This window comes from Burkholderia sp. 9777_1386, from assembly GCF_015712265.1.
In the GTDB taxonomy this organism is placed as follows: domain Bacteria; phylum Pseudomonadota; class Gammaproteobacteria; order Burkholderiales; family Burkholderiaceae; genus Burkholderia; species Burkholderia cenocepacia.
Window position 1 is genome coordinate 1 of the sequence record NZ_JACCQB010000021.1, and the last position, 23,025, is coordinate 23,025.

Annotated in this window: 21 protein-coding genes and 1 pseudogene; 10 read left to right on the forward strand and 12 right to left on the reverse strand. The window is 67.7% G+C overall.

The window, feature by feature from the left end:
- Positions 1-213: 213 nt before the first annotated feature.
- Both H0X91_RS17435 and H0X91_RS17440 read right to left on the reverse strand, forming a co-directional pair.
- A pseudogene (locus H0X91_RS17435) lies at positions 214-1,056 on the reverse strand (AEC family transporter); the annotation flags it as partial.
- Positions 1,057-1,229: 173 nt separating this feature from the next.
- Positions 1,230-2,114, reverse strand: coding sequence for a LysR family transcriptional regulator (locus tag H0X91_RS17440; RefSeq protein WP_058903089.1), 885 nt, complete (start codon positions 2,112-2,114; stop codon positions 1,230-1,232).
- Between the two features lie 382 nt (positions 2,115-2,496).
- Here H0X91_RS17440 and H0X91_RS17445 point away from each other — a divergent pair, with 382 nt between their 5' ends.
- Positions 2,497-2,874, forward strand: a complete 378-nt coding sequence (locus H0X91_RS17445) for a nuclear transport factor 2 family protein (RefSeq protein ID WP_058903090.1) — start codon at positions 2,497-2,499, stop codon at positions 2,872-2,874.
- Between the two features lie 24 nt (positions 2,875-2,898).
- On the opposite strand, the gene H0X91_RS17450 is transcribed toward H0X91_RS17445, so the two are convergent.
- Complete coding sequence (locus H0X91_RS17450) at positions 2,899-3,699, reverse strand: helix-turn-helix transcriptional regulator (protein ID WP_006482848.1); 801 nt, start codon at positions 3,697-3,699, stop codon at positions 2,899-2,901.
- 130 nt (positions 3,700-3,829) lie between these two features.
- Here H0X91_RS17450 and H0X91_RS17455 point away from each other — a divergent pair, with 130 nt between their 5' ends.
- Together H0X91_RS17455 and H0X91_RS17460 are read left to right on the forward strand one after the other, a co-directional pair.
- The gene (locus H0X91_RS17455) at positions 3,830-5,236 is read left to right on the forward strand and encodes an APC family permease (protein WP_006482833.1); all 1,407 of its coding nucleotides are present in this window, start codon (positions 3,830-3,832) and stop codon (positions 5,234-5,236) included.
- A gap of 64 nt (positions 5,237-5,300) precedes the next feature.
- Positions 5,301-6,410 carry a P1 family peptidase gene (locus H0X91_RS17460; RefSeq protein WP_006482834.1) on the forward strand — a complete coding sequence of 370 codons (1,110 nt, stop codon included), beginning with the start codon at positions 5,301-5,303 and terminating at the stop codon, positions 6,408-6,410.
- A gap of 138 nt (positions 6,411-6,548) precedes the next feature.
- On the opposite strand, the gene H0X91_RS17465 is transcribed toward H0X91_RS17460, so the two are convergent.
- Together H0X91_RS17465 and H0X91_RS17470 are read right to left on the reverse strand one after the other, a co-directional pair.
- On the reverse strand, positions 6,549-6,761 hold the full coding sequence (locus H0X91_RS17465) for a hypothetical protein (protein WP_006482828.1): 213 nt from the start codon (positions 6,759-6,761) through the stop codon (positions 6,549-6,551).
- A 136-nt stretch (positions 6,762-6,897) separates the two neighbouring features.
- Positions 6,898-9,081 (reverse strand): FUSC family protein, encoded by a 2,184-nt coding sequence (locus tag H0X91_RS17470; protein ID WP_006494911.1) that lies wholly within the window; start codon positions 9,079-9,081, stop codon positions 6,898-6,900.
- A 188-nt stretch (positions 9,082-9,269) separates the two neighbouring features.
- Here H0X91_RS17470 and H0X91_RS17475 point away from each other — a divergent pair, with 188 nt between their 5' ends.
- Positions 9,270-10,217: a LysR family transcriptional regulator gene (locus H0X91_RS17475; RefSeq protein ID WP_012493318.1), complete on the forward strand. Its 948-nt coding sequence runs from the start codon at positions 9,270-9,272 to the stop codon at positions 10,215-10,217.
- Positions 10,218-10,327: 110 nt separating this feature from the next.
- Here H0X91_RS17475 and H0X91_RS17480 read toward each other — a convergent pair whose 3' ends face one another.
- The gene (locus tag H0X91_RS17480; RefSeq protein WP_006482838.1) at positions 10,328-10,630 is read right to left on the reverse strand and encodes a DUF4148 domain-containing protein; all 303 of its coding nucleotides are present in this window, start codon (positions 10,628-10,630) and stop codon (positions 10,328-10,330) included.
- Between the two features lie 245 nt (positions 10,631-10,875).
- Positions 10,876-12,018, reverse strand: a complete 1,143-nt coding sequence (locus H0X91_RS17485) for a porin (protein ID WP_062885507.1) — start codon at positions 12,016-12,018, stop codon at positions 10,876-10,878.
- 14 nt (positions 12,019-12,032) lie between these two features.
- Between H0X91_RS17485 and H0X91_RS17490 the strand changes: the two genes are divergently transcribed.
- From H0X91_RS17490 to H0X91_RS17505, 4 genes are all read left to right on the forward strand, one after another.
- A complete protein-coding gene (locus H0X91_RS17490) occupies positions 12,033-12,362 on the forward strand; it encodes a hypothetical protein (RefSeq protein WP_227743154.1) in 330 nt (109 codons plus the stop codon).
- Positions 12,359-13,600 (forward strand): cytosine deaminase, encoded by a 1,242-nt coding sequence (codA, locus tag H0X91_RS17495; protein ID WP_006482832.1) that lies wholly within the window; start codon positions 12,359-12,361, stop codon positions 13,598-13,600. Before H0X91_RS17490 ends, codA begins: the two co-directional genes overlap by 4 nt.
- A 165-nt stretch (positions 13,601-13,765) precedes the next feature.
- Entirely contained in the window at positions 13,766-15,091 is a 1,326-nt protein-coding gene (locus H0X91_RS17500; protein ID WP_058903092.1) for a chloride channel protein, read from the forward strand.
- A gap of 218 nt (positions 15,092-15,309) precedes the next feature.
- Positions 15,310-16,632 (forward strand): TIGR00366 family protein, encoded by a 1,323-nt coding sequence (locus H0X91_RS17505; protein WP_012493319.1) that lies wholly within the window; start codon positions 15,310-15,312, stop codon positions 16,630-16,632.
- A gap of 64 nt (positions 16,633-16,696) precedes the next feature.
- Here H0X91_RS17505 and H0X91_RS17510 read toward each other — a convergent pair whose 3' ends face one another.
- From H0X91_RS17510 to H0X91_RS17525, 4 genes are all read right to left on the reverse strand, one after another.
- A complete protein-coding gene (locus H0X91_RS17510) occupies positions 16,697-18,025 on the reverse strand; it encodes an MFS transporter (protein ID WP_058903093.1) in 1,329 nt (442 codons plus the stop codon).
- 223 nt (positions 18,026-18,248) lie between these two features.
- On the reverse strand, positions 18,249-19,181 hold the full coding sequence (locus H0X91_RS17515; protein ID WP_006482842.1) for a 3-keto-5-aminohexanoate cleavage protein: 933 nt from the start codon (positions 19,179-19,181) through the stop codon (positions 18,249-18,251).
- 35 nt (positions 19,182-19,216) lie between these two features.
- Positions 19,217-20,023 (reverse strand): SDR family oxidoreductase, encoded by an 807-nt coding sequence (locus H0X91_RS17520; RefSeq protein ID WP_058903094.1) that lies wholly within the window; start codon positions 20,021-20,023, stop codon positions 19,217-19,219.
- Between the two features lie 73 nt (positions 20,024-20,096).
- Positions 20,097-20,807 (reverse strand): GntR family transcriptional regulator, encoded by a 711-nt coding sequence (locus H0X91_RS17525; protein ID WP_058903095.1) that lies wholly within the window; start codon positions 20,805-20,807, stop codon positions 20,097-20,099.
- 193 nt (positions 20,808-21,000) lie between these two features.
- Here H0X91_RS17525 and H0X91_RS17530 point away from each other — a divergent pair, with 193 nt between their 5' ends.
- Positions 21,001-21,594 carry a type VI secretion system amidase effector protein Tae4 gene (locus H0X91_RS17530; RefSeq protein ID WP_230205701.1) on the forward strand — a complete coding sequence of 198 codons (594 nt, stop codon included), beginning with the start codon at positions 21,001-21,003 and terminating at the stop codon, positions 21,592-21,594.
- The gene (locus H0X91_RS17535) at positions 21,591-22,043 is read left to right on the forward strand and encodes a type VI secretion system amidase immunity protein Tai4 (protein ID WP_043204713.1); all 453 of its coding nucleotides are present in this window, start codon (positions 21,591-21,593) and stop codon (positions 22,041-22,043) included. The genes H0X91_RS17530 and H0X91_RS17535 overlap by 4 nt, the downstream gene beginning before the upstream one ends.
- 54 nt (positions 22,044-22,097) lie before the next feature.
- Here the strand turns inward: H0X91_RS17535 and H0X91_RS17540 are convergent, their stop codons facing one another.
- Positions 22,098-22,889: an IclR family transcriptional regulator gene (locus H0X91_RS17540; RefSeq protein ID WP_060266027.1), complete on the reverse strand. Its 792-nt coding sequence runs from the start codon at positions 22,887-22,889 to the stop codon at positions 22,098-22,100.
- Between the last annotated feature and the right edge of the window lie 136 nt (positions 22,890-23,025).

The following is a 23,025-nucleotide window of genomic DNA, read 5'->3' on the forward strand; positions in this document are numbered from 1 at the left end:
GTGCCGGCCGCCTGCGCCAGCTCGACATTCGGCACCACGCCGATGCCGACCACGACGACGTCGGCCGGCACGTCGCCCTGATCGGTCTCGACGACCGCGCCGCCGCCCGGCGCGCGCGATCCGGAACAGCACGCCGCGCGCATCGTGCAATTGCCGCGCATATGCGCCGACGACTTCCGGCAGCGCGCGCTGCAGCAACCGCGGCGCCGGATCGATCAACGTCACGTCGCCGCCGAGCTGGCGCGCCATGATGTACGACGCCGACGAGGTCGGCAGCGCCTGGAACAGCAGCGCGACGGTCAGCGCCGCATCGCCGAGCCCGAACAGCCGGCCGGCCGCGAACGTGATGAGCGGCATCGCCACGAACTTGAACGCCGATGCGACCCACACCGGCTGCCACCATGCGCGGGCCGCATCGAATGTCAGCGCGGCGCCCACGCACAGCAGGCCGAGCGGCATCGACGCGGCGCCGAGCGCCCGCACGGCCGGCCCGACGGCGGCCGGAAACGCCACGCCGCCGGCCTGCATTGCCATCCCGAGCGCGCAGGCGACGACGAGCGGATTCGACAGGATCTGACGCACGAGCGCGGCCGCGCCGAGCCGCGTGTCGCCGTAGCGCGCGAAGACCAGCACGCACATCAGGTTGACGGTCGGCACGATCGCCGCGACGCAGACGGCCGCGAGTGCAATGCCCTTCGCACCGAACAGCCCGGCGGCGAGCGCGGTACCGACATAGTTGTTGAAACGCACGGCGCCCTGGAACACCGACGTGAAGCCGGCGCCGTCGACCCGCACGAACCGGCGGACCAGCAGAAGAAGCGCCGCGGCGAATGCGGTCGAACCGACCAGCGCCGCCGCGAGCGGTAAAACGGGCAACGATTGCAGCCGCGCATTCGCGAGGCCGTCCGCGAACAGCGCGGGCAGCAGCACGTAGTAGCAGAGCCGCTCGGCGTGCGGCCAGAACGCTGCGGCGATGAAGCCAGTGCGCCGCAGGCCATGACCGAACGCGACCAGCAGCGCGACCGGCGCGAGCGCGAGCAGGATCGGACCGATCATCGGCGCGCCTTCATGCGGGTCGTTCCGGAGCGCCGGCGCGGCCGGCAGGCAACGCAGCGGAACGACGCGGGAATCCATCCGGCGGACGACATGGCGACATGCAATCGAAAGAGTGACGATGCCGCCAAGTTAACACGTGCAAGCAACAGGAATAATGGTGAATTATCGGGTGTTCAATGAGAAATTCTCATCGATGACGCGGTCACTTCGGCGGCCAGCGCGCGGGCGAAACGTTCGGCCGGACGCGACTGGTGTTCGAGCAGCACGACCGCGCGGCCCATCTGCGGCCGGCCGAACGGCAAGCGCGTGACCGGCGGCAGGCGCGCAAGCGTTGCGTCGGGGAGCGCGACGATCGCCGCACCGAGCCCTCGCGCCACCATGCGCGCGATCGTTTCCGCGCTGTCCAGCACCATCTCCTCGCGCACCCGCACGCCGATGCGGCGCAGCTCGGCGGCGATCATCCGGCCGGCCCACGCCTGCGCGTCGAAGCGAATGAACGGCAGCGCATCGAGCAGCGCGCCCGCGTCGCGTTCCGCATGACCGGGCGGTGCGAGCAGCCAGAAGCGATCCTCGTACAGCGTGGTCCACGTCAGTTCCGCCGGATGCGGGCGCACCGGGCGCGTCGTGATCGCCGCGTCGAGCTCGCCGGCTGCGACGCGGTTCGCGAGTTCCACCGACATGCCGGCCGACACGTGCACGCGCAACGACGGATGCGCGGCACGCAGCGCGAGCAGCGCGTCGGGCAGCGGGCCGGACAACGCGGTCTGGATCGCGCCGATCCGCAGCCGGCCGACCAGCTTCTTCTCGTCGCTGAGCGCATCGGGAATCCGGTCGACCATCGCGAGCACCTGCTCGGCCTGCGCGAGCAGGATGTTGCCGGCTTCGGTGAGCACCGGCTGCCGGCGCGAACGGTCGAACAACTGCACGTTGTATTCGCTTTCGAGCGTCTTGATCTGCAGGCTCACCGCCGATTGGGTGAGGCCGATGGCTTCGCCGGCGCGCGCGAAGGTCCGGTAGCGGGCGATGGCGACGAGCGTTCTGAAGGCGCGGAGTGACATGGGCTCGGTGAGATGGACGAACGGGGCCGGCACGCGGATTGCTCGACGATGCCGGGTAGCGCAGTGGCGGCATGCCGGTCGGTATCGACGGCCGCCGAAGCGGACGGCTGGCGCCGGCACGCTGGCGGACATCATGCCCGTGCGTGCCGAAACGGGCAACCGACGCGCACCCCGGCCTGCGCCGAAAGGCGCGGTGCGGGACCGGCGGATCGGCCGGTGCGTGCTTTCTCATGCATGCCGTCGTGCCGGACATGCACGCCGGTCCGCGCACGCGCGAGCGGCCGTGGCCGTGGCCGTGCGTGCCGCCCGTGTCCGTTTCATCGATGCGCCGGGGCGACGCGAGCCGTTGCGGTCACCCCGACCCTTCGCGGAGGTAACGACGATGCCAGACGATCCCGGTGAAGTCGCGCGTGCGAGCTATCGCGCGTATGTCGACAAGAACCGCGACGCGATCGAAGCGCTGATCGCGCCGGACTTCCATTTCACGAGCCCGCTCGACAACCGGCTCGACCGCGACGCGTATCTGGCGCGCTGCTGGCTGAACAGCGCGATGCTCGCAGGCTTCGAGTTCGTCGACGTGGCGGTGCATGGCGAATACGTGTTCGTCGTGTACGAAGCCGTCACGACCGCCGGACGGCGGTTTCGCAACGCCGAGCGATTGCGCGTACGCGACGGCCGGATCGTCGAGGCCGAGGTGTATTTCGGCTGGTACGTGCCGCACCAGGCGCCCGATGGCGGGTTCATCGAGGCGGGCGGGTGAAGGCAGTCGCGTGCATCGGCGCACTCATCCCGCCGCGTCCTCACCCAGCGCCTGGATGAACCGTGAAAACAGTTCCGGTTGCGACGAAATTCCGAGCTTTGCATACACATGCCGTCGATGCACCTTCACCGTTTCCGGTGAAATCGCGAGCCGCTCGGCGATCGCCTTCGACGAATTGCCGCGCAGCACCATGCGTGCGATCGACATCTCGCGGTCGGTCAGCACGCCCGCGCCGAAGCGCGCGAGTGCCTGCTCGACACGTGCGCCGAGATCGGCGTCGGGCATCACGCGCGCGGCGTCGCCCACCAGCCGCCAGTGCTGCCGGATCGCCGCGAGCACCCACGGCATCGCGGCCGTCAGCTTGCCGAGCGGCTCGACGTCGAAGCGCGTCGACGCACCGAGCGACAGCGACAGCAGCGTGTCGGCATTCGGCCGCACGAGAATCTGGATCTCGTCGTCGCCGACCGCGTCGCGGAAATAGCTGAGGAAATACTCGCTCTGCCGGAACAGGTCGGGCGCGACTTCCTCGAGCCGGTAGCAACCGTCGGCGAGCCCGTCGTGCGCGGCCTGCAGGAACGGATCGAGCAGATAGACGCCGTTCAGGTAGAGCGGCACGGGTGACGCGCTGTCGGTGCCGCCGGTGTCGTATTCGTCGAGCACGAGCGGCACGCCGTCGCTGCCGACCGCGGTCGCGAGCGCGTTGTCGAACGGCACCATTTCATTGAGCAGCAGCACCAGGAACCGCCAGAAGCGCGGCTGGCCGAGATGATCGATTGCGCGGCCAAGCGCCTGGTGCATTGCGATTTCCGAAAAGAGACGATCCATACCACCACCGGAAGGGCGTAACACGAAGGGGGAATAGCGGTCCTGAAATTGGCTTCCTAGACTGCCACGCAATCAATCGGGCCCGAGTATGGGTTGTCAAAAAAGAGCAGCATAGGCGCAGGAGAACGAAATGGCGATGATGTCGGAATCGACGGGCAGCGTGCAAGCGGCGCCCGCAATGGAAGACGCGCCGCGCGCGCTGTCGCAGACGCTCAGCGTACGCGACGCAGTGATGATCACCGTATCGGGCGTGACACCGGCCAGCTCGATCTTCGTGATCGCGCCGTTCGCGATCCAGCAGGCCGGCAGCGGCGCCGTGCTGTCGTTCGTGCTCGGCGGCGTGCTCGCGCTCGCGTTCGCGCTCTGCTATGCGGAACTCAGCGCCGCGCATCGCAGCGCGGGCGGCGAATACGTGATGGCCAAGCGCGTGTTCGGCACGCTGCCCGGCTACCTGACCTTCATTACGGTGCTGTCGGTCAGCGTGTTCATCCCCGCCGTGCTCGCGAGCGGCGCCGCGCCATACCTGAACAACGCGCTCGGCACGCACTTCAGCAACCAGTCGGTCGCGCTGACGATCGTGCTGCTCAGCTATCTGCTCGGCATGCTGAACATCAAGACGAACGCCTGGATCACCGGCGCGTTCCTGGTCGTCGAAATCGGCGTGCTGATGCTGATCGCGGGGCTCGGCTTCGGGTCGCCGCATCGCGGCGCCGAAGTGCTGATCGCACCGGTCGTCGCGAGCGGCAATGCGCTCGTGCCGGCGACGCTCGCGGCCATCGTGCCCGCGATCGGCACCGCGATCTTCTGCTACAACGGCTTCGGCTCGGCCGCGTATCTCGCGGAAGACCTGCGCGGCGGCAACCGCAACGTCGCGAAGGCGGTGATCTATTCGCTGCTCGTGATCCTCGTCGTCGAACTGGTTCCGCTCACCGCGATCGTGCTGGGTGCGCCGTCGCTGACGGAACTGACGAAGAGCGCCGATCCGATCGGCTATGTCGTGCGCTCGCTGAGCAATCCGGCCGTGTCGCGGGTGGTCAGCGGCGGGATCTTCCTGTCGGTGTTCAACGCGATCATCGCGATCGTGATCACGATGGGTCGCCTGCTGTACAGCAGCGGCCGGCATGCGCTCTGGTCGCGCACCTGCAACCGCGCGTTCTCGGCGATCCATCCGCGCCTCGAATCGCCGTGGCTGGCGACGATCGCGCTCGCGATACCGTCGGCCGGGCTCGTGTTCGTGTCGAGCCTCGACGAGCTCACCGCGTTCACGGTCGACCTGTTGCTGCTGATCTACCTCGTCGTCGGGCTGGCCGCGCTCGCGAGCCGGTTCGTGCGCCGCGACGTCGAACATCACTACCGGATGCCGCTGTGGCCCGTGACGCCGCTCGTCGCGGTGGCGGGCGCCGCGTATACGCTGGTCACGACGTTGGCCACCGCGACGAAGCCGACCGACCTGATCATCATCGCGGGGCTGCTGGTCGCGGCACTCGTGATGTACGTGGCCTGGGCGCGCCACAGCGAAGCGTTCCGCGCGCTCTGAGCACCGGATCGACACCTTGCAGCACCGATATACCGAACCATTGAAAGACGGGAGGAATTGCATCATGCGCACGAGGGATCTCGGCATCCGCATCGGACTCGGCACGCCGGGCCGCTTCAACGCGATCACGGACGTACCGGGCGTGCGGGTCGGACATTGCACGCTGAACGTCGAGAACGGCGACGCGTCGATCCGCACCGGCGTCACCGTGATCGAGCCGCGCGCGGGCGCCGTGCACGATTCGCCGTGCTTCGCGGGCGTGCACGTGCTGAACGGCAACGGCGACGCGACCGGGCTCGAATGGATCCGCGAAGCGGGCCTGCTGACGACGCCGATCGCCTATACGAACACGCACAGCGTCGGTGCGGTACGCGACGCGCTGGTCGCGAACGAACGCGAAGCGGCGGCCGGCCGCGTGTACTGGTGCATGCCGGTCGTGATGGAAACCTACGACGGACTGCTGAACGACATCTGGGGGCAGCACGTGAACGCCGCGCACGTGCAGCGCGCGCTGGCCGCCGCGCAATCGGGGCCGGTCGCCGAAGGCGGCGTGGGCGGCGGCACCGGCATGATCTGCCACGAGTTCAAGGGCGGCATCGGCACCGCATCGCGCGTGCTGGCGGACGAGGCGGGCGGCTGGACCGTCGGCGCGCTCGTGCAGGCGAACTACGGCGTACGCGAGATGCTGCGCGTGGCCGGCTACCCGGTCGGCGAAGTGCTGCGGCACGTGCATTCGCCGTTCCGCGACGCGGACGCGAAAGGCGAGGCCGGCATGGGCTCGATCGTCGTCACGATCGCGACCGACGCACCGTTGCTGCCGCATCAATGCACGCGTCTCGCGCAGCGCGCGAGCGTCGGGCTCGCCCGCGTCGGCGGCGGCACCGAGGATTCGAGCGGCGACATCTTCCTCGCGTTCGCCACCGGCAACGACGGCTTGCCGGCCGCGAACTACGGCAGCAAGGGTACGCCGACCACCGGCGTGCAAATGGTCAACAACGACCATATTTCGGCGTTGTTCGTCGCGGCGGCCGAAGCAGTGGAGGAGGCGATCGTGAATGCGCTGGTCGCGGGCGGCGACGTCGCGTCGCGCGGGGCGCGGGTCGAGGGGCTCGGGCCGGCGCGCTTGCTGGATGCGTTGCGCGAAGTGGGTTGGCGGCCGGGGCGCGGCGCCTGAAACGGCAAGCGCCGCTTCAATCGAAGCGGCGTGGGGCGGAACGGCGATGCGGCGATCGGCCGGACCGCCGTCCGCCCGCGCAGGTCATGCGCGCGGTGCGGGCGATACGGGCCTGGCCGTGACGACGCGGCGTCATGCTCAGCTGCCGAAATAGATGTTGCAGAAGCTGACGGGGCCGACGCAGGCATTCGGGTCTTCCTGCTTCGATTGCGCACGATCGACGCGGCCGGCGGCCTTGATCGCCTCGGCGCGGTTCGCCTGTTGCGGTGCGACGTCTGCCGGCGCCGGCTGTGCGTGGGCGACAGCAGCGGTGAGCGACAGGGCAACGAGGGCGAGGTGCAGCGGCTTCATTTGAGTTCTCCTGGGTGAGTGCCAGTCTCGCTGGCAGTGAGGAAACTATAGGCTCGCACTGCTTAAAGATTAATCACCGCGGCTGTAGAGCTTATTTCCATCCGGAACAACGATCCCGTTGCGCGCGCATCGGCCTTCAATGGCGGTGCCGGTTGAACGGCGCGTCCTTGTCGAGCAGCGCGCTGCGCATGAAGTGCAGGCAGCCGACGATCCGCTGCATGCTGCGACGCGCGTCGGGCACCGCGTACCACGCCTGCAGCGTGTGCTGCGCCGCGCGGATCGCGAGATTCACGGATTTCAGCGTGCGTGCATGGTGGCCGGGCGTCGGATCGTCGAAGAAGCGTGGCAGTTCGTTCAGCACCGCGTCGATCGAACCGGTCCAGCGCAGCGTCTGCGGCGGTTTCGACGCGCAGAACGCGTGCAGTTCGTCGCGCAGGTCGATCACCGCATGGCCGACCTCGAGCGTCGACAGCATCCAGCGCATCGCATCGCGATGCTGCCGCGTGCGGCGTACCAGCAGCGTCCGCAGTTGCGCCATCAGGTCGTGCGTGCTCGACTGGAAGCGCTGCGCGAGGCCGTCCGGCGCGCCTTCGCATGCGAGCGTCACCTGGCGGCGCAAGTCGTGCGCGATCCGGCCGGTGAGCCAGGGCATGTGGGTCGGGAACACGACGGCGAACACGAGCGAGCACGCGAGCATCGCGACGACGATCGCCAGCCCGTTGTTGATCAGCACTTCCGGCGTATACGCGATCGCGTTGTCGGGGCCCGCGAGCAGGCAGAAAAACACCGCGAAGCCGATCCCGTAGCCGGACAGGCCCGGCCGCATCGCGAGGAACGCGCCGAGGCCGAGCACCGGCGCGAGCGCCGCGCACAGCAGCGGAAAGCCGTCGATGTTCGGATAGACGTAGCACAGGAACAGGTAGCCGACCGCGGTCGCGAACGCCGCGCCGACGCTCATCTGCGCGACGAATTTCGGCGCGCGCGGCGAGGTCGAGCTGAGCGCGCATGCGATCGCGGTGGCGATCACCGCGAGCGAGCCGCTCGGCCATTCGGACGCGATCCAGAATGCGCTCATCGCACCGACGGCGACCACCGTGCGCAGGAAGGCGAAGCCGACGAAGAACGCATTGGTCTTCACCGCGTAATGCGTGACCGAGCGCTCGAATGCGTGGTCGTCCTGATCGAGCGACGCGTAGGTATCGACGTAGCCGAGATATTCGCCGATGAACCGGTACAGCAGCTCGATCGCGGTATCGAAGTCGAGCAGGCCGCCGGCCGCATGGTCCTCGATGGCCCGTCGCGACGCGCGCGCGGCCTTCGGCAACGCACCATGGAAGCGGCGCAGTTCGAGCAGCGCGCCGGTGGCCGGTGCGATGCCGTGCTGGCGTTCGTCGCGCAACGCGGCGAAGCGCTGTGCGAGCGCGTCGACGTGCGGCGCCAGCGCGTCGAGCACCGCGTCCGAATGATTCGCGCGCAGCCGTTTGACGAGCTGGTGCAGCGCATGCAGCCGCGTGCATGCGTTCATGAACTCGCTGTTCAGCCGCGCGAGCCGGCGGCTGCGCGCGCGAATGTGCGGGTCCTCGAACGACGCGAACGCGCGGTTGGCTTCGAAGCCGACGATGTCGTCGACGAAATCGGCGAAGCGCCGTTCGAAATCGCCGCGCGCGACGTCGCCCGCCAGCGCGCCGGCCGTGAACGCCGCGAACGTCGCGTGGCGCGCGCTCAACGAGCGCATCAGCGCCTTCGCGGAACTCAACGGCAGGATCAGCGCGCTGACCGCGCCCGAGCACGCGATGCCGAGTGCGACTTCCGCGGCGCGCGTGAGCGCGGACTGGAACAGCGTCTGCGGCGTCATCACGGCCGGCAGGCCGATCAGCGCGGCCGTGTAGCCGGCGAGCACGAAGCCGTACCAGCGGAAGTGGCGGTTGCGCACCGCGAGGGCGATGCAGCCGCCGATCCACAGCGTGATGCCGGCCATGTACAGCTCCGGCTGCTGCGCGAACAGCCCGCCGAGCGCGAGCGCACCGACGAGGCCGGCCGCCGTGCCGAGCACGCGATAGAAGCTCTTCGCGAACACCATGCCCGACAGCGGCTGCATCAGCACGAACACGGTCGTCATCGCGGTGCGCGGCTGCGACATCTCGAGACGCATCGCGATGCCCATCGCCAGCAGCGCCGCGAGCACCGTTTTCGCGAGATGCAGCCAGATCAGCCCGTCGGTCGCGGCCCAGTCGCGCGCCGCGTTGCCGAGCGGATCGAGCCATGGCCTCCATCGTGCCGGTTCGATGGAAGATCGCTCGATCGCAGGTTGTGGCTTCATGAAAAGAGGGGGCCGGCGCGGTGCCGCGGCGCGTCCGAACGGCCCGTTCGACTGGTGAGGCGCCGATTGTAGGAGCGCGGCGCCCGCGCATTAACGCAGTTGCGGGGAAACGATAGTTGCAGCCGAAGTAACAATCTGTCGCATCCAGTGGAGGAAAATGGCGGCTCCGCTACAGGTTGCTCACAGGAATGGATACCCTACAAAACATGCGGGTGTTTTCGCGCGTCGTCGAGACGGGCAGCTTCACCGCCGCCGCGCAATCGCTGAATTCGACGACCGGCGCGATGTCGCGCGCGGTGTCGGAGCTGGAGGCGCGCCTGCGCACCCGTCTGATGAATCGCTCGACCCGCCGTCTCGCGCTGACGTCGGCCGGCGAAAGCTATCTGCGGCGCTGCCGCCAGATCCTCGCCGACGTCGACCGCGCGGAAGAAGAAGCGAGCTGCGCGCACGAGCGCCCGGCCGGCGTGCTGCGCATGCACAGCTTCGCGAGCGTCGGTCACCACTACGTGATGCCCGCGCTGACGCGCTATCACACGCAGTACCCGGACGTGTCGATCGAGCTGTCGCTGTCGCAGCGCATGCCCGACCTGTTCGACGGCACGAGCGACATGGCCGTCGTCACCGCGTCGTCGCTGCCCGATTCGGAACTCGTGTCGCACCTGCTCGGGTCGACCTTCAGCATTCTGTGTGCGTCACCCGACTACGTGAAACGGCACGGCGTGCCGGCCCGCCCGCAGGATCTCGCCGCGCACGCGTGCCTGACGCTGTGCACGCCGGCGTTTCCGACGCACGAATGGGTGCTCGAAGGGCCCGAAGGCGTCGAGCAGATCCACGTCGCCGGGCCGGTGCAGACCAATACCGCCGAATCGCTCGCGCTCGCGATCCGCGACGGCATCGGGATCGGCATGCTGCCGCTGTATTCGGCGATCGACGCGCTGCGCGACGGCACGCTGGTCCGTGTGCTGCCCGCGCATATCCTGCAGAAGATGAACGTGTATGCGCTGTACCCGTCGCGCCGTTTCGTCGATGCGAAGGTGCGGACCTGGGTCGAGATGTTGCGTGCGCAAGTGCCGGGAATGATTGCGCGCGACGTCGAGATGCTGAACGCGATCGACCGCGAACCGCAGGCCGCCTGAGCGCAGGCCGCCTGAACCCCGCGCGCGCATCGGCGCGCGGCGGGTTGTTTCCTGCAAACATCCACTACGCGTCGCTCGCCATGCATGCTCGATGCGAGCGACGCACGTCATCACAGCGCGGGCTTGGCCGCCGCGCCCGATTCGGTTGCAGGCGCCCCGGCCGGGCCGTAGGCGGCCTGCGCCGCTTTTCGCTCGGCGAGACGCTTCGCCTGCAGTCGTTCCTGCGCCGCCAGGATGTCCTCCGGATAGTTGCCGACTTCACCGCGCGCCGGGTTGTAGCCGACCGACTCGAGATCGATCAGTTCCTGCAGCACCTGCGCGCGCGTGACGGGCGACTTCGCCTGCTGGGCGAACGACAGGGCCGGTGCGGCAAGCAGGATGGCAGCGGCGGCGGTAACGACGAGCGATTTCACGAGGTTCTCCTGAATACGGGGTGGGTGGCCGGATCGACGCGCGACGCGCGGCTCCGACCTTCGACGTCAGTCTACGCAGCGGGCCGATGCGCAAACACCCCGATTCCAGGAGGGCTGCGTTCCAGAAGCAACAACATTGGCGCTGTCGCCCGCCGCGGCCGGACCCGTGAGCAAACACGGGCGCCGTGCACACGGGCGCGGTGCACACGGGCTCGGTACAGGCGGGCGACGTTGCGCGCTGCCGGTCAGAAGCGCGTGCGCATGCCGATCGTGCCGACGACCTGGTTCGCCGTGCTCGATGCGCCGCCCGACGTGTTGATGAACGCCTGGTAGCCGCGGCCGGACGCATGCTGGAACATCGCTTCCGCGTACAGGTCGGTGCGGCGCGACAGCTTGTACACGGCCTGCAGGTCGACCTGATGCCACTTCGGATCGGTGCCGTGCTTGCTGTCGGGATTCGACACGCTGGCGTCCGTGTACACATAGGCGGCGCCGAGGCTGACGGCCGGCGTGACCGCATAGCGCACGTTCACGTCGTAGTTGTTGAACGCGATCTGGCCGCTGGAGCCGAACGAGCCGGTGTTGTCGTACTGCGAGCGCGTGTAGACGAAGCCGACGGTCGCCGGCCCGAATACGTAGCTGACGCCGCCGCCGTACGTGCGCATGCGGTCCGAGCCGATCGACCAGCCCCCCTGGTTCAGGCTCTTCGCCTCGGCCGAATCGGTCGCGCCGGGGCTCGCGCTCGTCGAGCCCCTCGTGCCGTTCATCTGCAGGTAGGCGCCGGCCAGCTTCAGCGGGCCGTTCGTGAAGCTCGCGGCCACGCTGTACGCGCGGTTGGCGCTGAAATTCGCCGAGTTGGAGAACGCGTACAGCGCGCTGACCTTGAAGCCCGCGATCGTGTCGCTCGTGTACTTGACCGCGTTGTTGATGCGCAGCGAGTGGTTCAGGTTGTCGTTGTCGAACGGATGCGCGAAGCCCGCATCGCCGAGATCGCCGGCCGTCGCGGACAGCGGCGCGACGAAGTCGACCATCGTGTCGTACTGGCGGCCGAGCGTCAGCGTGCCGTAGCCGGCGCGGCTCAGGCCGACATACGCGTGGCGGCCGAACAGCTTGCCGTCCTGGCCGAGCCCGCCGTTGTTCACGTTGAAGCCGTTTTCGAGCACGAACAGCGCTTTCAGGCCGCCGCCGAGATCCTCGGTGCCGCGCAGGCCGAAGCGGCTGCCGTTGATCGTGCCGGTCGCCATGCGCCACTGCGACGCGCCGTTCACGTTGTTGGTATAGGCGATGCCGGCGTCGATCAGGCCGTACAGCGTGACCGAGCTTTGCGCGTGGGCGAGCGGCGCGAACAGGGTGGCGGCGCACGCACCGGCGATCAGGGTTTTTTTCATCGGGAAGCTCCTGCGTGTGGGACTGGAAACCAAAGTTCGGCGCAAGTATAGGAATGCGCCGCACGCGCAAGGGCCTTGGGGCCGCGAGCGCACTGTTCCTGATCCGGCAAGAGTCCTTCACAAAACTGACACGCGGCGTCGCGCGCGCGTCGGGCCGGCCGTTCCTGCGTGACGGCCGGCATGCGGCTGCCGTCCCGCGCAGCCCGGTTGTCGTGTCGATGCAACATGCGCGGCAGGTGCGCGCGTCGCCGCTTTTCCTCCATACTGATTGCCCGGACCGCACGGTCGTCGACGCAGATCGCGCGGCCGTGTTCACGCATGCACGACAAGAGGCCTCCCCATGAACCTGTTCAACGTACGCCTGCGCGGCCGCGACGGCCTGTTCACGATCGGCATCGATGCCGGCAAGATCGCGCGCATCGACGCGCAAGCCGCGCCGATTGCGTCGACGAACCCGGACCATATCGACGGCGGCGGCCGTCTCGCGATTCCGCCGCTCGTCGAGCCGCATATCCACCTCGATGCCGTGCTGACGGCCGGCGAGCCCGCGTGGAACATGAGCGGCACGCTGTTCGAGGGCATCGAGCGCTGGGCCGAGCGCAAGGCGACAATCACGCACGAGGACACCAAAACGCGCGCGCATGCGGCGATCGGCATGCTGCGCGACCACGGGATCCAGCACGTACGCACGCACGTCGACGTGACCGATCCGACGCTCGCCGCGCTGAAGGCGATGCTGGAAGTGAAGGACGAGGCGCGCGGGCTGATCGATCTGCAGATCGTCGCGTTCCCGCAGGAGGGCATCGAATCGTTCGACGGCGGCCGCGCGCTGATGGAGCGGGCGATCGAACTCGGCGCGGACGTCGTCGGCGGGATTCCGCATTTCGAGAACACGCGGGAGCAGGGCGTCAGCTCGATCCGCTTCCTGATGGACCTCGCGGAGCGCACGGGCTGCCTCGTCGACGTGCACTGCGACGAGACCGACGATCCGCATTCGCGCTTTCTCGAAGTGCTTGCGGAAGAGGCACGCGTGCGCGGCATGGGGGCACGCGTGACCGCGAGCCATACGACCGCGATGGGCTCGTACGACAACGCGTACTGCTCGAAGCTGTTCCGGCTGCTGAAACGGGCAGGGCTGAACTTCATCTCGTGCCCGACCGAGAGCATCCATCTGCAGGGGCGCTTCGACACGTTTCCGAAGCGGCGCGGCGTCACGCGCGTCGCGGAACTCGACCGTGCCGGCCTCAACGTGTGCTTCGGGCAGGATTCGATCAAGGACCCGTGGTATCCGCTCGGCAACGGCAACATCCTGCGTGTGCTCGACGCGGGCCTCCATATCTGCCACATGATGGGCTACCAGGACCTGCAGCGCTGCCTCGACTTCGTGACCGACCACAGCGCGACGGCGCTACACCTCGGCGACGGGTACGGCATCGCGGTCGGACGTCCGGCGAATCTCGTCGTGCTGGATGCGGACAGCGACTACGAAGCCGTGCGCCGGCAGGCGAAGGCCACGCTGTCGATGCGCCACGGGCAGGTCATCATGCGGCGCGAACCGGAGCGGATCACGTATCCGGATTGACGAGGAGGCGGGCCATTACGGCCCGCCGGACGCCGTGCATTCATGAAATGCATGAGTCGATTCGAAAAATACGTTTGCCTCATAAGGGGTGCAGGCCTACGATGCGGTGCTGACGACGGCGTGCGGGTTGCATGCCGTTTTTTCGATTCCCCGTTCGCCGAACTTATGCGCCTCGATCTTCCGTCCCCTCCCGCGGCATCTTCGCCGACCGCCAGCCCGTTCGCACGCGTGGCGGTCGTCACGGTCCTGACCGGTATCGGCGCGGGGCTCGGCGGCATGCTGCTCGCGTTGCTGCTGCATGCGATCCAGCACGTCGCGTACGGCTACAGCGTCGCGCACGTGATCGGCGCCGAGAGCTTCCTCAGTGGCGTGACCGGCGCCGAGCCGCTGCGCCGGTTGGCGGTGCTGGTCGTCTGCGGGATCGTCGCGGGCGGCGGCTGGTGGGCGCTTTACCGGTATGGCCGGCCGCTCGTCAGCATCCGCCGCGCGGTGCGCGCGGCCGATCCGCGGATGCCGTTCGTCAGCACGACGGTTCACGCGCTGCTGCAGATCGTCACCGTCGCGCTCGGCTCGCCGCTCGGCCGCGAAGTCGCGCCGCGCGAGATCGGTTCGCTGCTCGCCGGGCGGCTTGCCCATGCGGCGGGACTCACGCCCGACGACTGCCGGCTGATGGTCGCATGCGGCGCCGGCGCGGGGCTCGCGGCCGTCTACAACGTGCCGCTCGGCGGCGCGATCTTCGTGCTCGAGGTGCTGCTCGGCACGTTCGAACTGCGTGCGCTGGTCGTGGCGGTCGTGACATCCGCGATCGCGGCGATCGTCGCGTGGCTCGGTCTCGGCAACGAACACCAGTACACGGTGCCGGCGTTCGTGCTGAGCACGCCGCTCGTCGCATGGTCGGTCGTCTGCGGGCCGCTGTTCGGCTTCGCCGCGTACGGGTTCGTGCGACTTACCACCCGCGCGCGGGCGGACGCGCCGAAGGACTGGCGGCTGCCGGTGTTCGCGCTGCTCAACTTCGCGGTGATCGGCGTGCTGTCGATGCGGTTTCCGCAATTGCTCGGCAACGGCAAGGGCCCGGCGTCGCTGGGTTTCGACGGCACGCTGACGATCGGCCTCGCGGCGGCGCTGCTCGTGCTGAAGGTGCTGATCGAGGCCGGCAGCCTGCGGGCCGGCGCGGAAGGCGGGCTGCTGACGCCGGGTCTCGCGAACGGTGCGCTGCTCGGGATCGTGCTCGGCGGGCTGTGGAGCGCCGTGTGGCCCGGCGCATCGCTCGGCGGATGCGCGTTGATCGGCGCGACCGCGTTTCTCGCCGCATCGATGCAGATGCCGGTCACGGCCGTCGTGCTGCTGCTCGAATTCACGCGTGCGAATCACGACAGCCTCGTGCCGATGCTGCTGGCGGTGGCGGGATCGCTCGTCGCGTATCGGTTCGCGCAGCGGCTCGCCGAGCGGCGGGTGACGGACGTGGCGACGCTGAGCGAGCCAGTGAAGTGACGACGGTGCGTTGACGCGCGGCGGCCATTACCCTCGAAGGCGGCGCGGATCGTGCCGCCTTTCTCCGTTTTTCCCCGTTTCCCTGTCCTGACACGACGCGATCGTGATTTTGCGCGCCGAAGCGCGTCCGCCGGTTCTGTGCAAGAATCCGCGCGTTTCCGCGCCTCAACCAACAACGATACGCGCGGATGTCCCTATCAGGAAACGAGGAGCTCAAGTTGATCCAGCGCATTTCCCGCTTCTTCACGCAGGTGGTCCACCGCGTGTTGCCCGACCCGTTGATTTTCGCGATCCTGCTGACGATCGTCACGTTCGCGCTCGCGTTCGGCCTCACGCCGAACACACCCGTGCAACTCACGACGATGTGGGGTTCGGGCTTCTGGAACCTGCTCGCGTTCTCGATGCAGATGGTCATGATCCTCGTCACCGGCCACGCGCTGGCGAGTTCGCCGCCCGTGCGGCGCCTGCTCGTCGCGCTCGCGAGCACCGCGCGCACGCCCGGCCAGGGCGTGATGCTCGTCGCGTTCGTCGGCGCGCTGGCCTGTGCGATCAACTGGGGCTTCGGGCTCGTGCTCGGCGCGATGCTGGCGCGCGAAGTCGCGCGCCGCGTGGCCGGCAGCGACTACCGGCTGCTCGTCGCGTCCGCCTACATGGGCTTCCTGAGCTGGCACGGCGGGCTGTCGGGTTCGATCCCGCTCGTCGCGGCGACGAAAGGCAATCCGATGGAAAAGACCATCGGCCTGATTCCGGTGTCCGACACGATCTTCACCGGCTACAACGCGTTCGTCACGATCGGGCTGATCGTGATGCTGCCGTTTCTCGCGCGAATGATGATGCCGAAGCCGGGCGACGTCGTCAGCGTCGATCCGGCGCTGCTCGCCGAGCCGCCGAGCGTCGAGCGCAAGCTCGGGCCCGACGCGACGTTCGCGGAGCGGATGGAGGAGAGCCGCGTGCTGTCGATGCTCGTCGCGGCGCTGTGCGCGGCGTTCCTCGTGCTGCGTTTCGCGCAGAAGGGCTTCGCGCTCGACATCGACACGGTGAACCTCGCGTTCCTTGCGGCCGGCATCCTGCTGCACCGGACGCCGATGGCCTATGCACGCGCGGTGGCCGGCGCGGCGCGCGGCGCGTCCGGGATCATGATCCAGTTTCCGTTCTACGCCGGCATCCAGGCACTGATGGATCACTCGGGCCTCGCGGGCGTGATCACGAAGTGGTTCGTCGATATCGCGAACGTGCACACGTTCCCGCTGCTCGCATTCCTGAGCTCGGCCGTGATCAATTTCGCGGTGCCGTCGGGCGGCGGCCACTGGGTCGTGCAGGGGCCGTTCGTGATGCCGGCCGCGCAGGCGCTCGGCGCCGATCTCGGCAAGGCGGCCATGGCGATCGCGTACGGCGAGGCGTGGACCAACATGGCGCAGCCGTTCTGGGCGCTGCCCGCGCTGGCGATCGCGGGGCTCGGCGTACGCGACATCATGGGGTACTGCGTGACGACCCTGCTGTTCTCGGGCGTGGTGTTCGTCGCCGGGATGTATCTGTTCTGACGAAGTGAGACGAGAGGCGGGCGCGAGGCCCGCATCCTGTCTGCTGGATTTTTTCAGCCTGCCTTCAGCCGCGCGACCGCACGCCGGCGCGCTCGTGCCCGTGCCGCAAAGCGAGGCTCGCGAACGCTGCGATCACGAGCGCGGCCGCGAGCAGCGTCAACCCGTTCTTTGCATTGCCGGTCGCCTGTTCGATCGCGCCGACGACGGTCGGCCCGACGAAGCCGCCGAGCAACCCGCACGTATTCACGAGCCCGAGCCCGCCGGCCAGCGCGCTGCCCGCCAGCCGCGACGCCGGAAACGTGAACACGATCGACTGGACGACGAAGAACATCGACGCCGCCACGCACACGCAGAGCAGCCCCGCCAACGGCGACGCATGCGCGGCGCCGACCATCCCGGCCGCCATGACCACCAGCCCCGCACACAGCATGCGGCGCGAATGACGCGATTCACGGGCGAAGCGCGGCAGCGTGCCGGCCCCGAGCGCGGCGGCGAGCCACGGCAGCGAAGTCAGCAACCCGACCGCGAACGGCGAGAGGCGCCCCGACGCACCGATGATGCCCGGCAGGAAAAAGATCACCGTGTAGATGGTCAACTGGTGGCAGAAGTACACGAAGATCGCGAGCCAGATCTGCGGATCGCGCAGCGCGGCGCCGAACGCATGGCCGCCGTGCGCGGCGACGCCCGCGTCCTGTTCGGCGGCCAGCTTGCGCTCGAGCGCGCGGCCGGTTTCCGGAGCGAGCCACGGCGCGGCGCTCGGCCGGTCCGGCAATCGCATCCATACGACGAACGCGAGCAGGATCGCCGGAATGCCTTCGACGACGAACAGCCATTGCCAGCCGTGGAAACCGAGCGTGCCGTCGAGCTCGATCAGCGCGCCGGCCAGCGGTCCGCCGACGATGTTGGCGATGCACACGCCGAGCAGGAAATAGCCGGTGGCGCGCGCACGTTCCTCGCGGCCGAACCAGTACGTCAGATACAGCATCACGCCGGGAAACAGGCCGGCTTCGGCCACGCCGAGCAGCAGGCGCATCACGTAGAACGACGTTTCGCCGCTGACGAATGCCATCGCGACCGACAGCGCGCCCCACGTGATCATGATCCGCGTGATCCAGAAGCGTGCGCCGACGCGATGCATGATCAGGTTGCTCGGGATCTCGAAGAGCGCGTAGGTCAGGAAAAACAACCCCGCGCCGAGTCCGTACGCGGCCGATGAGATGCCGAGATCGACGCCCATCGAGTGTTTGGCGAACGCGATGTTGGTGCGGTCGAGAAAGCTGATCACATACGCGGCGATCAGCAGCGGCATGAGTTTGCGGAACAGCAGCCGGTTCAGCGACGCGTTCGCGTCGCCGGCGGCGGACGACAGGGCCTGAGCGTGATGAGTGGACATGCGGACGACTCCGGTAAGGGCGAACCGGCGCGCACGGCAAGCACGGCGCGCCGCGTTCGGCAAATGCCGCTGCGGTGTGGGCAGCGGATGGGCAGACGACGGAGCCGCGCCGGCGGCGCTCGAACGGAGCGGGGCGATGAAGGGCGTCCTGGCGCCGGCCGGCTCGGGCCGGCGCCTTGTCACTGCGCTTGCGGATTCTGGTGTTGGGGTGGCGACCCGGCGATCAGAAATTCACCGCGTCGCCGCCCTTGAGCGCGAGCATCGCGCGCGCCTCGGCCGGCGTCGCGATCTCGAGCGACAGGCCTTCGAGCACCTGACGCATTTTCAGGACCTGCGCGGCACTCGATTCCGCGAGCTTGCCGGGCGCGATCCACAGCGAATCCTCGAGCCCGACGCGCACGTTCGCGCCTTGCGCGGCGCCGATCGTCGCGAGCGGAATCTGGTTGCGCCCGGCGCCGAGGATCGACCATACGTAATCGCTGCCGAACAGGCGGTCGGCCGTCCGGCGCATGTGCATCAGGTCCTCCGGATGCGCGCCGATCCCGCCGAGCAGGCCGAACACGCTCTGCACGAAGAACGGCGGTTTCGCGAGCCCGCGATCGACGAAGTGCGCGAGGTTGTACAGGTGCGAGATGTCGTAGCACTCGAATTCGAACCGCGTGCCGTTCGCGCCGCAGCGCGTGAGGATCGTCTCGATGTCGGCGAACGTGTTCTTGAAGACGAGATCGCGGCTTTTCTCGAGATGTTCGCGCTCCCACGGATGCTTCAGCTCGCGGAAGCGCTCGAGCATCGGGTACAGCCCGAAGTTCATCGAGCCCATGTTCAGCGACGCGACCTCGGGCTGGAAATGCAGCGCGGGCTGCAGCCGTTCGTCGACCGTCATGTGCGGGCTGCCGCCGGACGTGAGGTTGATCACGGCGTCGGTCTGTGCCTTGATGCGCGGCAGGAATTCGGCGAACACGGCCGGATCCTGCGTTGGTTTGCCGTCCGACGGGTTGCGTGCGTGCAGGTGCAGGATCGCCGCGCCGGCCTGCGCGGCCGCGACCGCGGCCGTTTCGATTTCGTGCGGCGTGACGGGCAGGTACGGCGACATCGACGGCGTATGAATCGCGCCGGTCGGCGCACAGGTGATGATGACTTTGCGAGCGTTTGCCACGGATGGATTCCTTTCGATGAACGATGCAGGAGGCGTCAGAGCACTTCGACGTTGCCGCAGACGGAGATCGCCTGCCCGGTGATTCCGTGCCCGCCCGGCGAGCACAGGAACAGCGCGGTCGCGGCGATCTCGGCCGGATCGGTCATGCGTCGCAGCGAGATCTTCTCGAGATAGCGCTGCTCCATTTCGTCGTAGCCGATGCCGAGCTGCTGCGCGCGCGCCTCGATCACGCGGCGCATCCGCGGGCCGCGCACGATGCCGGGCTGGATCGCGTTCACGCGGATGCCGAGCGGCCCGAGTTCGATCGCGAGGCTTTTCACGAGACCGACCACCGCCCATTTGGTGGCCGCATACGGCGTGCGGAACGCGTAGCCGAGCCGGCCGGCGACCGACGACAGCGCGATGATCGCGCCGCCGGGCTTCGATTCGCGCAGCAGCGGCACCGCGCGGCGCGCGAACTGGAATTGCGCGTTCAGATTGATCGCGACGGTCTGCTCCCATTGCACGGGGTCGATTTCGTCGATGCCGCCGGTCGGGCCAGCGATGCCCGCGTTGTTGACCAGCACGTCGAGGCCGCCGAGCCGGGACGACACGTCGGCGAATACACGCTCGACGGCGGCCGGGTCGGATACGTCGGCCAGCGTCGCGCTGATCGCGCCGGCCGCGGCACGCGGCGGCCGGTCGGCGAGCGCCGCGATCGCGGCTTGCGATGCGTCGCACACGTGCACGCGCGCGCCGCATTCGGCGAACGCGTCGGCGATTTCGAGACCGATGCCCGATGCGCCGCCGGTCACGAGGACGCGCAGGCCGTCATAGGGTTTCAGCAGGTCGGAAGCTGTCATGCCGGGTTGTCTCCATCGTTGATGTTGTGGGATGACGGCCGCTTGGGTATCGGGCGGCCGTGGCAGGCGGTCGCTACGGCTTCGCGTTCACGGTCCGCGGTGTCTGTTCGGCCCGCAGCGTCTCGGCGAGGTCGTGCGCGGCGCCGCCGATGTCGAGCGCGATGCCGGCCCGCACGCCCGCGCCATCGCGCCGTTCGAGCGCATCGACGATCGCGCGGTGCGCATCCATCGAGCGCCGCATGTGCGGGATGTCGAGCGCGACCATGTTGAGGAACGGGCCGACGCGCATCCACAGGTTCTCGACGATCGCGAGCGTGCTTTCGCTGGCGCCGTGCGCATAGATCGCGCTGTGGAACGCAAAATTGCTTTGCAGGTAGGCGCGCGAGCGGCCGGCCCCGGCGTGTGCCTGCATCGTTTCGCAGGTCTTGCGTACGGCCGCGATCTGCGCGTCGGTCATCCGTGCGCACGCGCGCTCGGCGATGCAGCCTTCGAGGGCGATCCGCACGTCGCGCAGTTCGTCGAGCATGTCGAGCGTCATCGGCGGGACGACGAGCGCCCGATTCGGGCCGTCGACCAGTGCGCGTTCGGCGCGCAGCCGCGTGAGCGCGGCACGCACCGGCATCGTCGACGAGCCGACCGCCTCGGCCACGCTGCGCAGGCTCAGCGCCTGGCCAGGCGCGAAGCGGCCGCTCATCAGCGCTTCGCGCAGTTGCTGGTAGACCTTGTCGGCCATCGTTTCCTGTTCGATGACCTTCAATGCGGGCGGGGCGATACGAGGCGGCAAGGCGGGCTCTCCTGGGTTTGATCTGCGATCTGTGATCACACTGACGATATGCGAAGTTTTGACGATCGGAGGAGCAGAGTCAAGGCGAACGGGATTGGGGAAAACGAGGGGGGGCAATAGAAGAGGGCGGCGTCCGGGAAGTCGGCGTCATTACAAAAAACTTTCAAATCGCGCATCATGACGCCCTGATTCGATGGATTTGAAGGTTCCCGGAGCACATGAGCCGTCGCGAGTTTTCGATGCGTTTGCCCTCGAGTCGAATTCATCTCAACAACAAGGAGCCAAAGTGAAACGTCCATCATTTGCCGTTGCATGGGCGGCATCTCAGCGAATCTACGACCCGGCAAATTCCGGTGAGCGCGTTGCGAAAGTGATAGGTGGATACGTCGAGAAGAACGTCAACAATCCGAATTCGACAGAGCGATGGAGCAATACTTGCGCGGTGAGGATGAGTTATATCCTGGGTGAAGCCGGTATGGTGATACCGAGAATCCCCGAGCAAACGGTCTCGGGCAGAGACAATCGGCAATATTTTTTTCGTGTCCGGGACTTGATTCGTTTTCTCGAGCAACGCTGGGGGAAGGCTGAGGGCGTCAAATACCCGCCGTCGAACGGAGGGCTGCTTGCGGGTCGGCAGGGCGTCATCCTGTTCGAGGTGTCGGGGTGGAGCGATGCACAGGGCCACGCCACGCTGTTCAATGGGCGGACGTGTTACGACCATTGTTACTTCAACGAACCGGGCGCGCGGTATCGTACCGATCGCGCAAATTTTTGGAGCCTGTCATGAGGGGAGTCCGGATCGCTGCCGCGTTGGCGTGCATCGCGTTTCAACCGACGATGGCCGTGGCGAAGGACGTCGCACAAACTTCGCCCGAGGCCGGCTCACGAACTTACCTCCAGAACTTCAAGGACATGGTGCTCGCGGAGTGCCTGGCTACCGCATACAAGCAGGCGCCCGGCGCGAGCAAGGACATCGGCAGCAGCATCAGCGCTTTGCGCGACTGGACCTACTACGACATGGAACGTGCGCCGGACGTCATTCACGCGCTGGTCGCGAAGTATCTGGCTCGCGACTATCGGAGTCCGGTTGTCGAATCGGAAGTCGCGGATGTGAAGTTCGACTTCCTGAAGTGCGTCGATCTGTATCACGGCAAGGAACTGGACGCTGCAGCGAAGCAGCTCGTATCGCGTCCGAACCGTACCTATCGAACCGGGCATTCGCCGAAGCCGCGGTAGCGATCAAGCGCCGCTACGCAATGCAACGGCGCGCCGCATGCCGTTTCGTCGACGCTATTCGAGCGTCCGAATCGAATTGCTGATCCCGCGCGCGCAGTCGATCACCGCCGGCGCGAGCTTGCGGCGCGCATCGTCGAACGTCCAGCGGCTCGTCGGCGCGACCACGTGCACGGCCGCGACCGGCTGCCCCTGGCTGCCGAGCACGGGCGCGGCGATCGACATGTCGCCGATGAACAGTTCTTCCTGGTTGGTCGCGTAGCCTTCGCGTCGCGCACTGTCGAGCAACGCGACGAGTTCGTCGAGCGCCGTGACCGTGCGCGGCGTATGCGGTGTGCGCACCATGTCGTCGAGCCGTGCACGCGCGTCGGCCGGCGGCAACGCGCTCAGGAACGCGCGCCCGCTGCCGGTGCAGTACATCGGGATACGGCTGCCGATCGGCATGTGGATCGGCACGAACTTGGTCGACACGAAACGCGCGACGTACACCATTTCGTCCTCGTCCGGCTCGGTGAGGTTGGTGGTTTCGCCGGTCAGGTTCGTGAGCTCGGACAGGAACGGATTCGCGACGTCGATCAGCGTATCGGCCGCGAGATAGTTGAAGCCGATCCGCATCACGTGCGGCGTGAGTTGGTAACGCCGCGTGACCGGATGCTTGCGGATGTAGCCGAGCTTCTCAAGCGTATAGACCATCCGCTGCGCCGAGCTTTTCGTCATCCCGGCCGCGTCGGCCACTTCCGCCAGCGTCATCGTGCGCCGCTTCGCGCTGAACGCGCGCAGCACGTTGAGCCCTTTTTCGAGCGACTGGTTGAACAGCAGGTCGTTTGACTGATCGGGCAACGTTTCCATGGCATGAGGCGGGATCGATTCGATATCGCATCATAGCGTATCGCATATCGATACTGAAAAATCTTTTTACGATATTTTTGATTCGTTTTAAGATCGAGCCATCGTCGCAGTGTCGATCAGCGACCGGCCGGCGCCC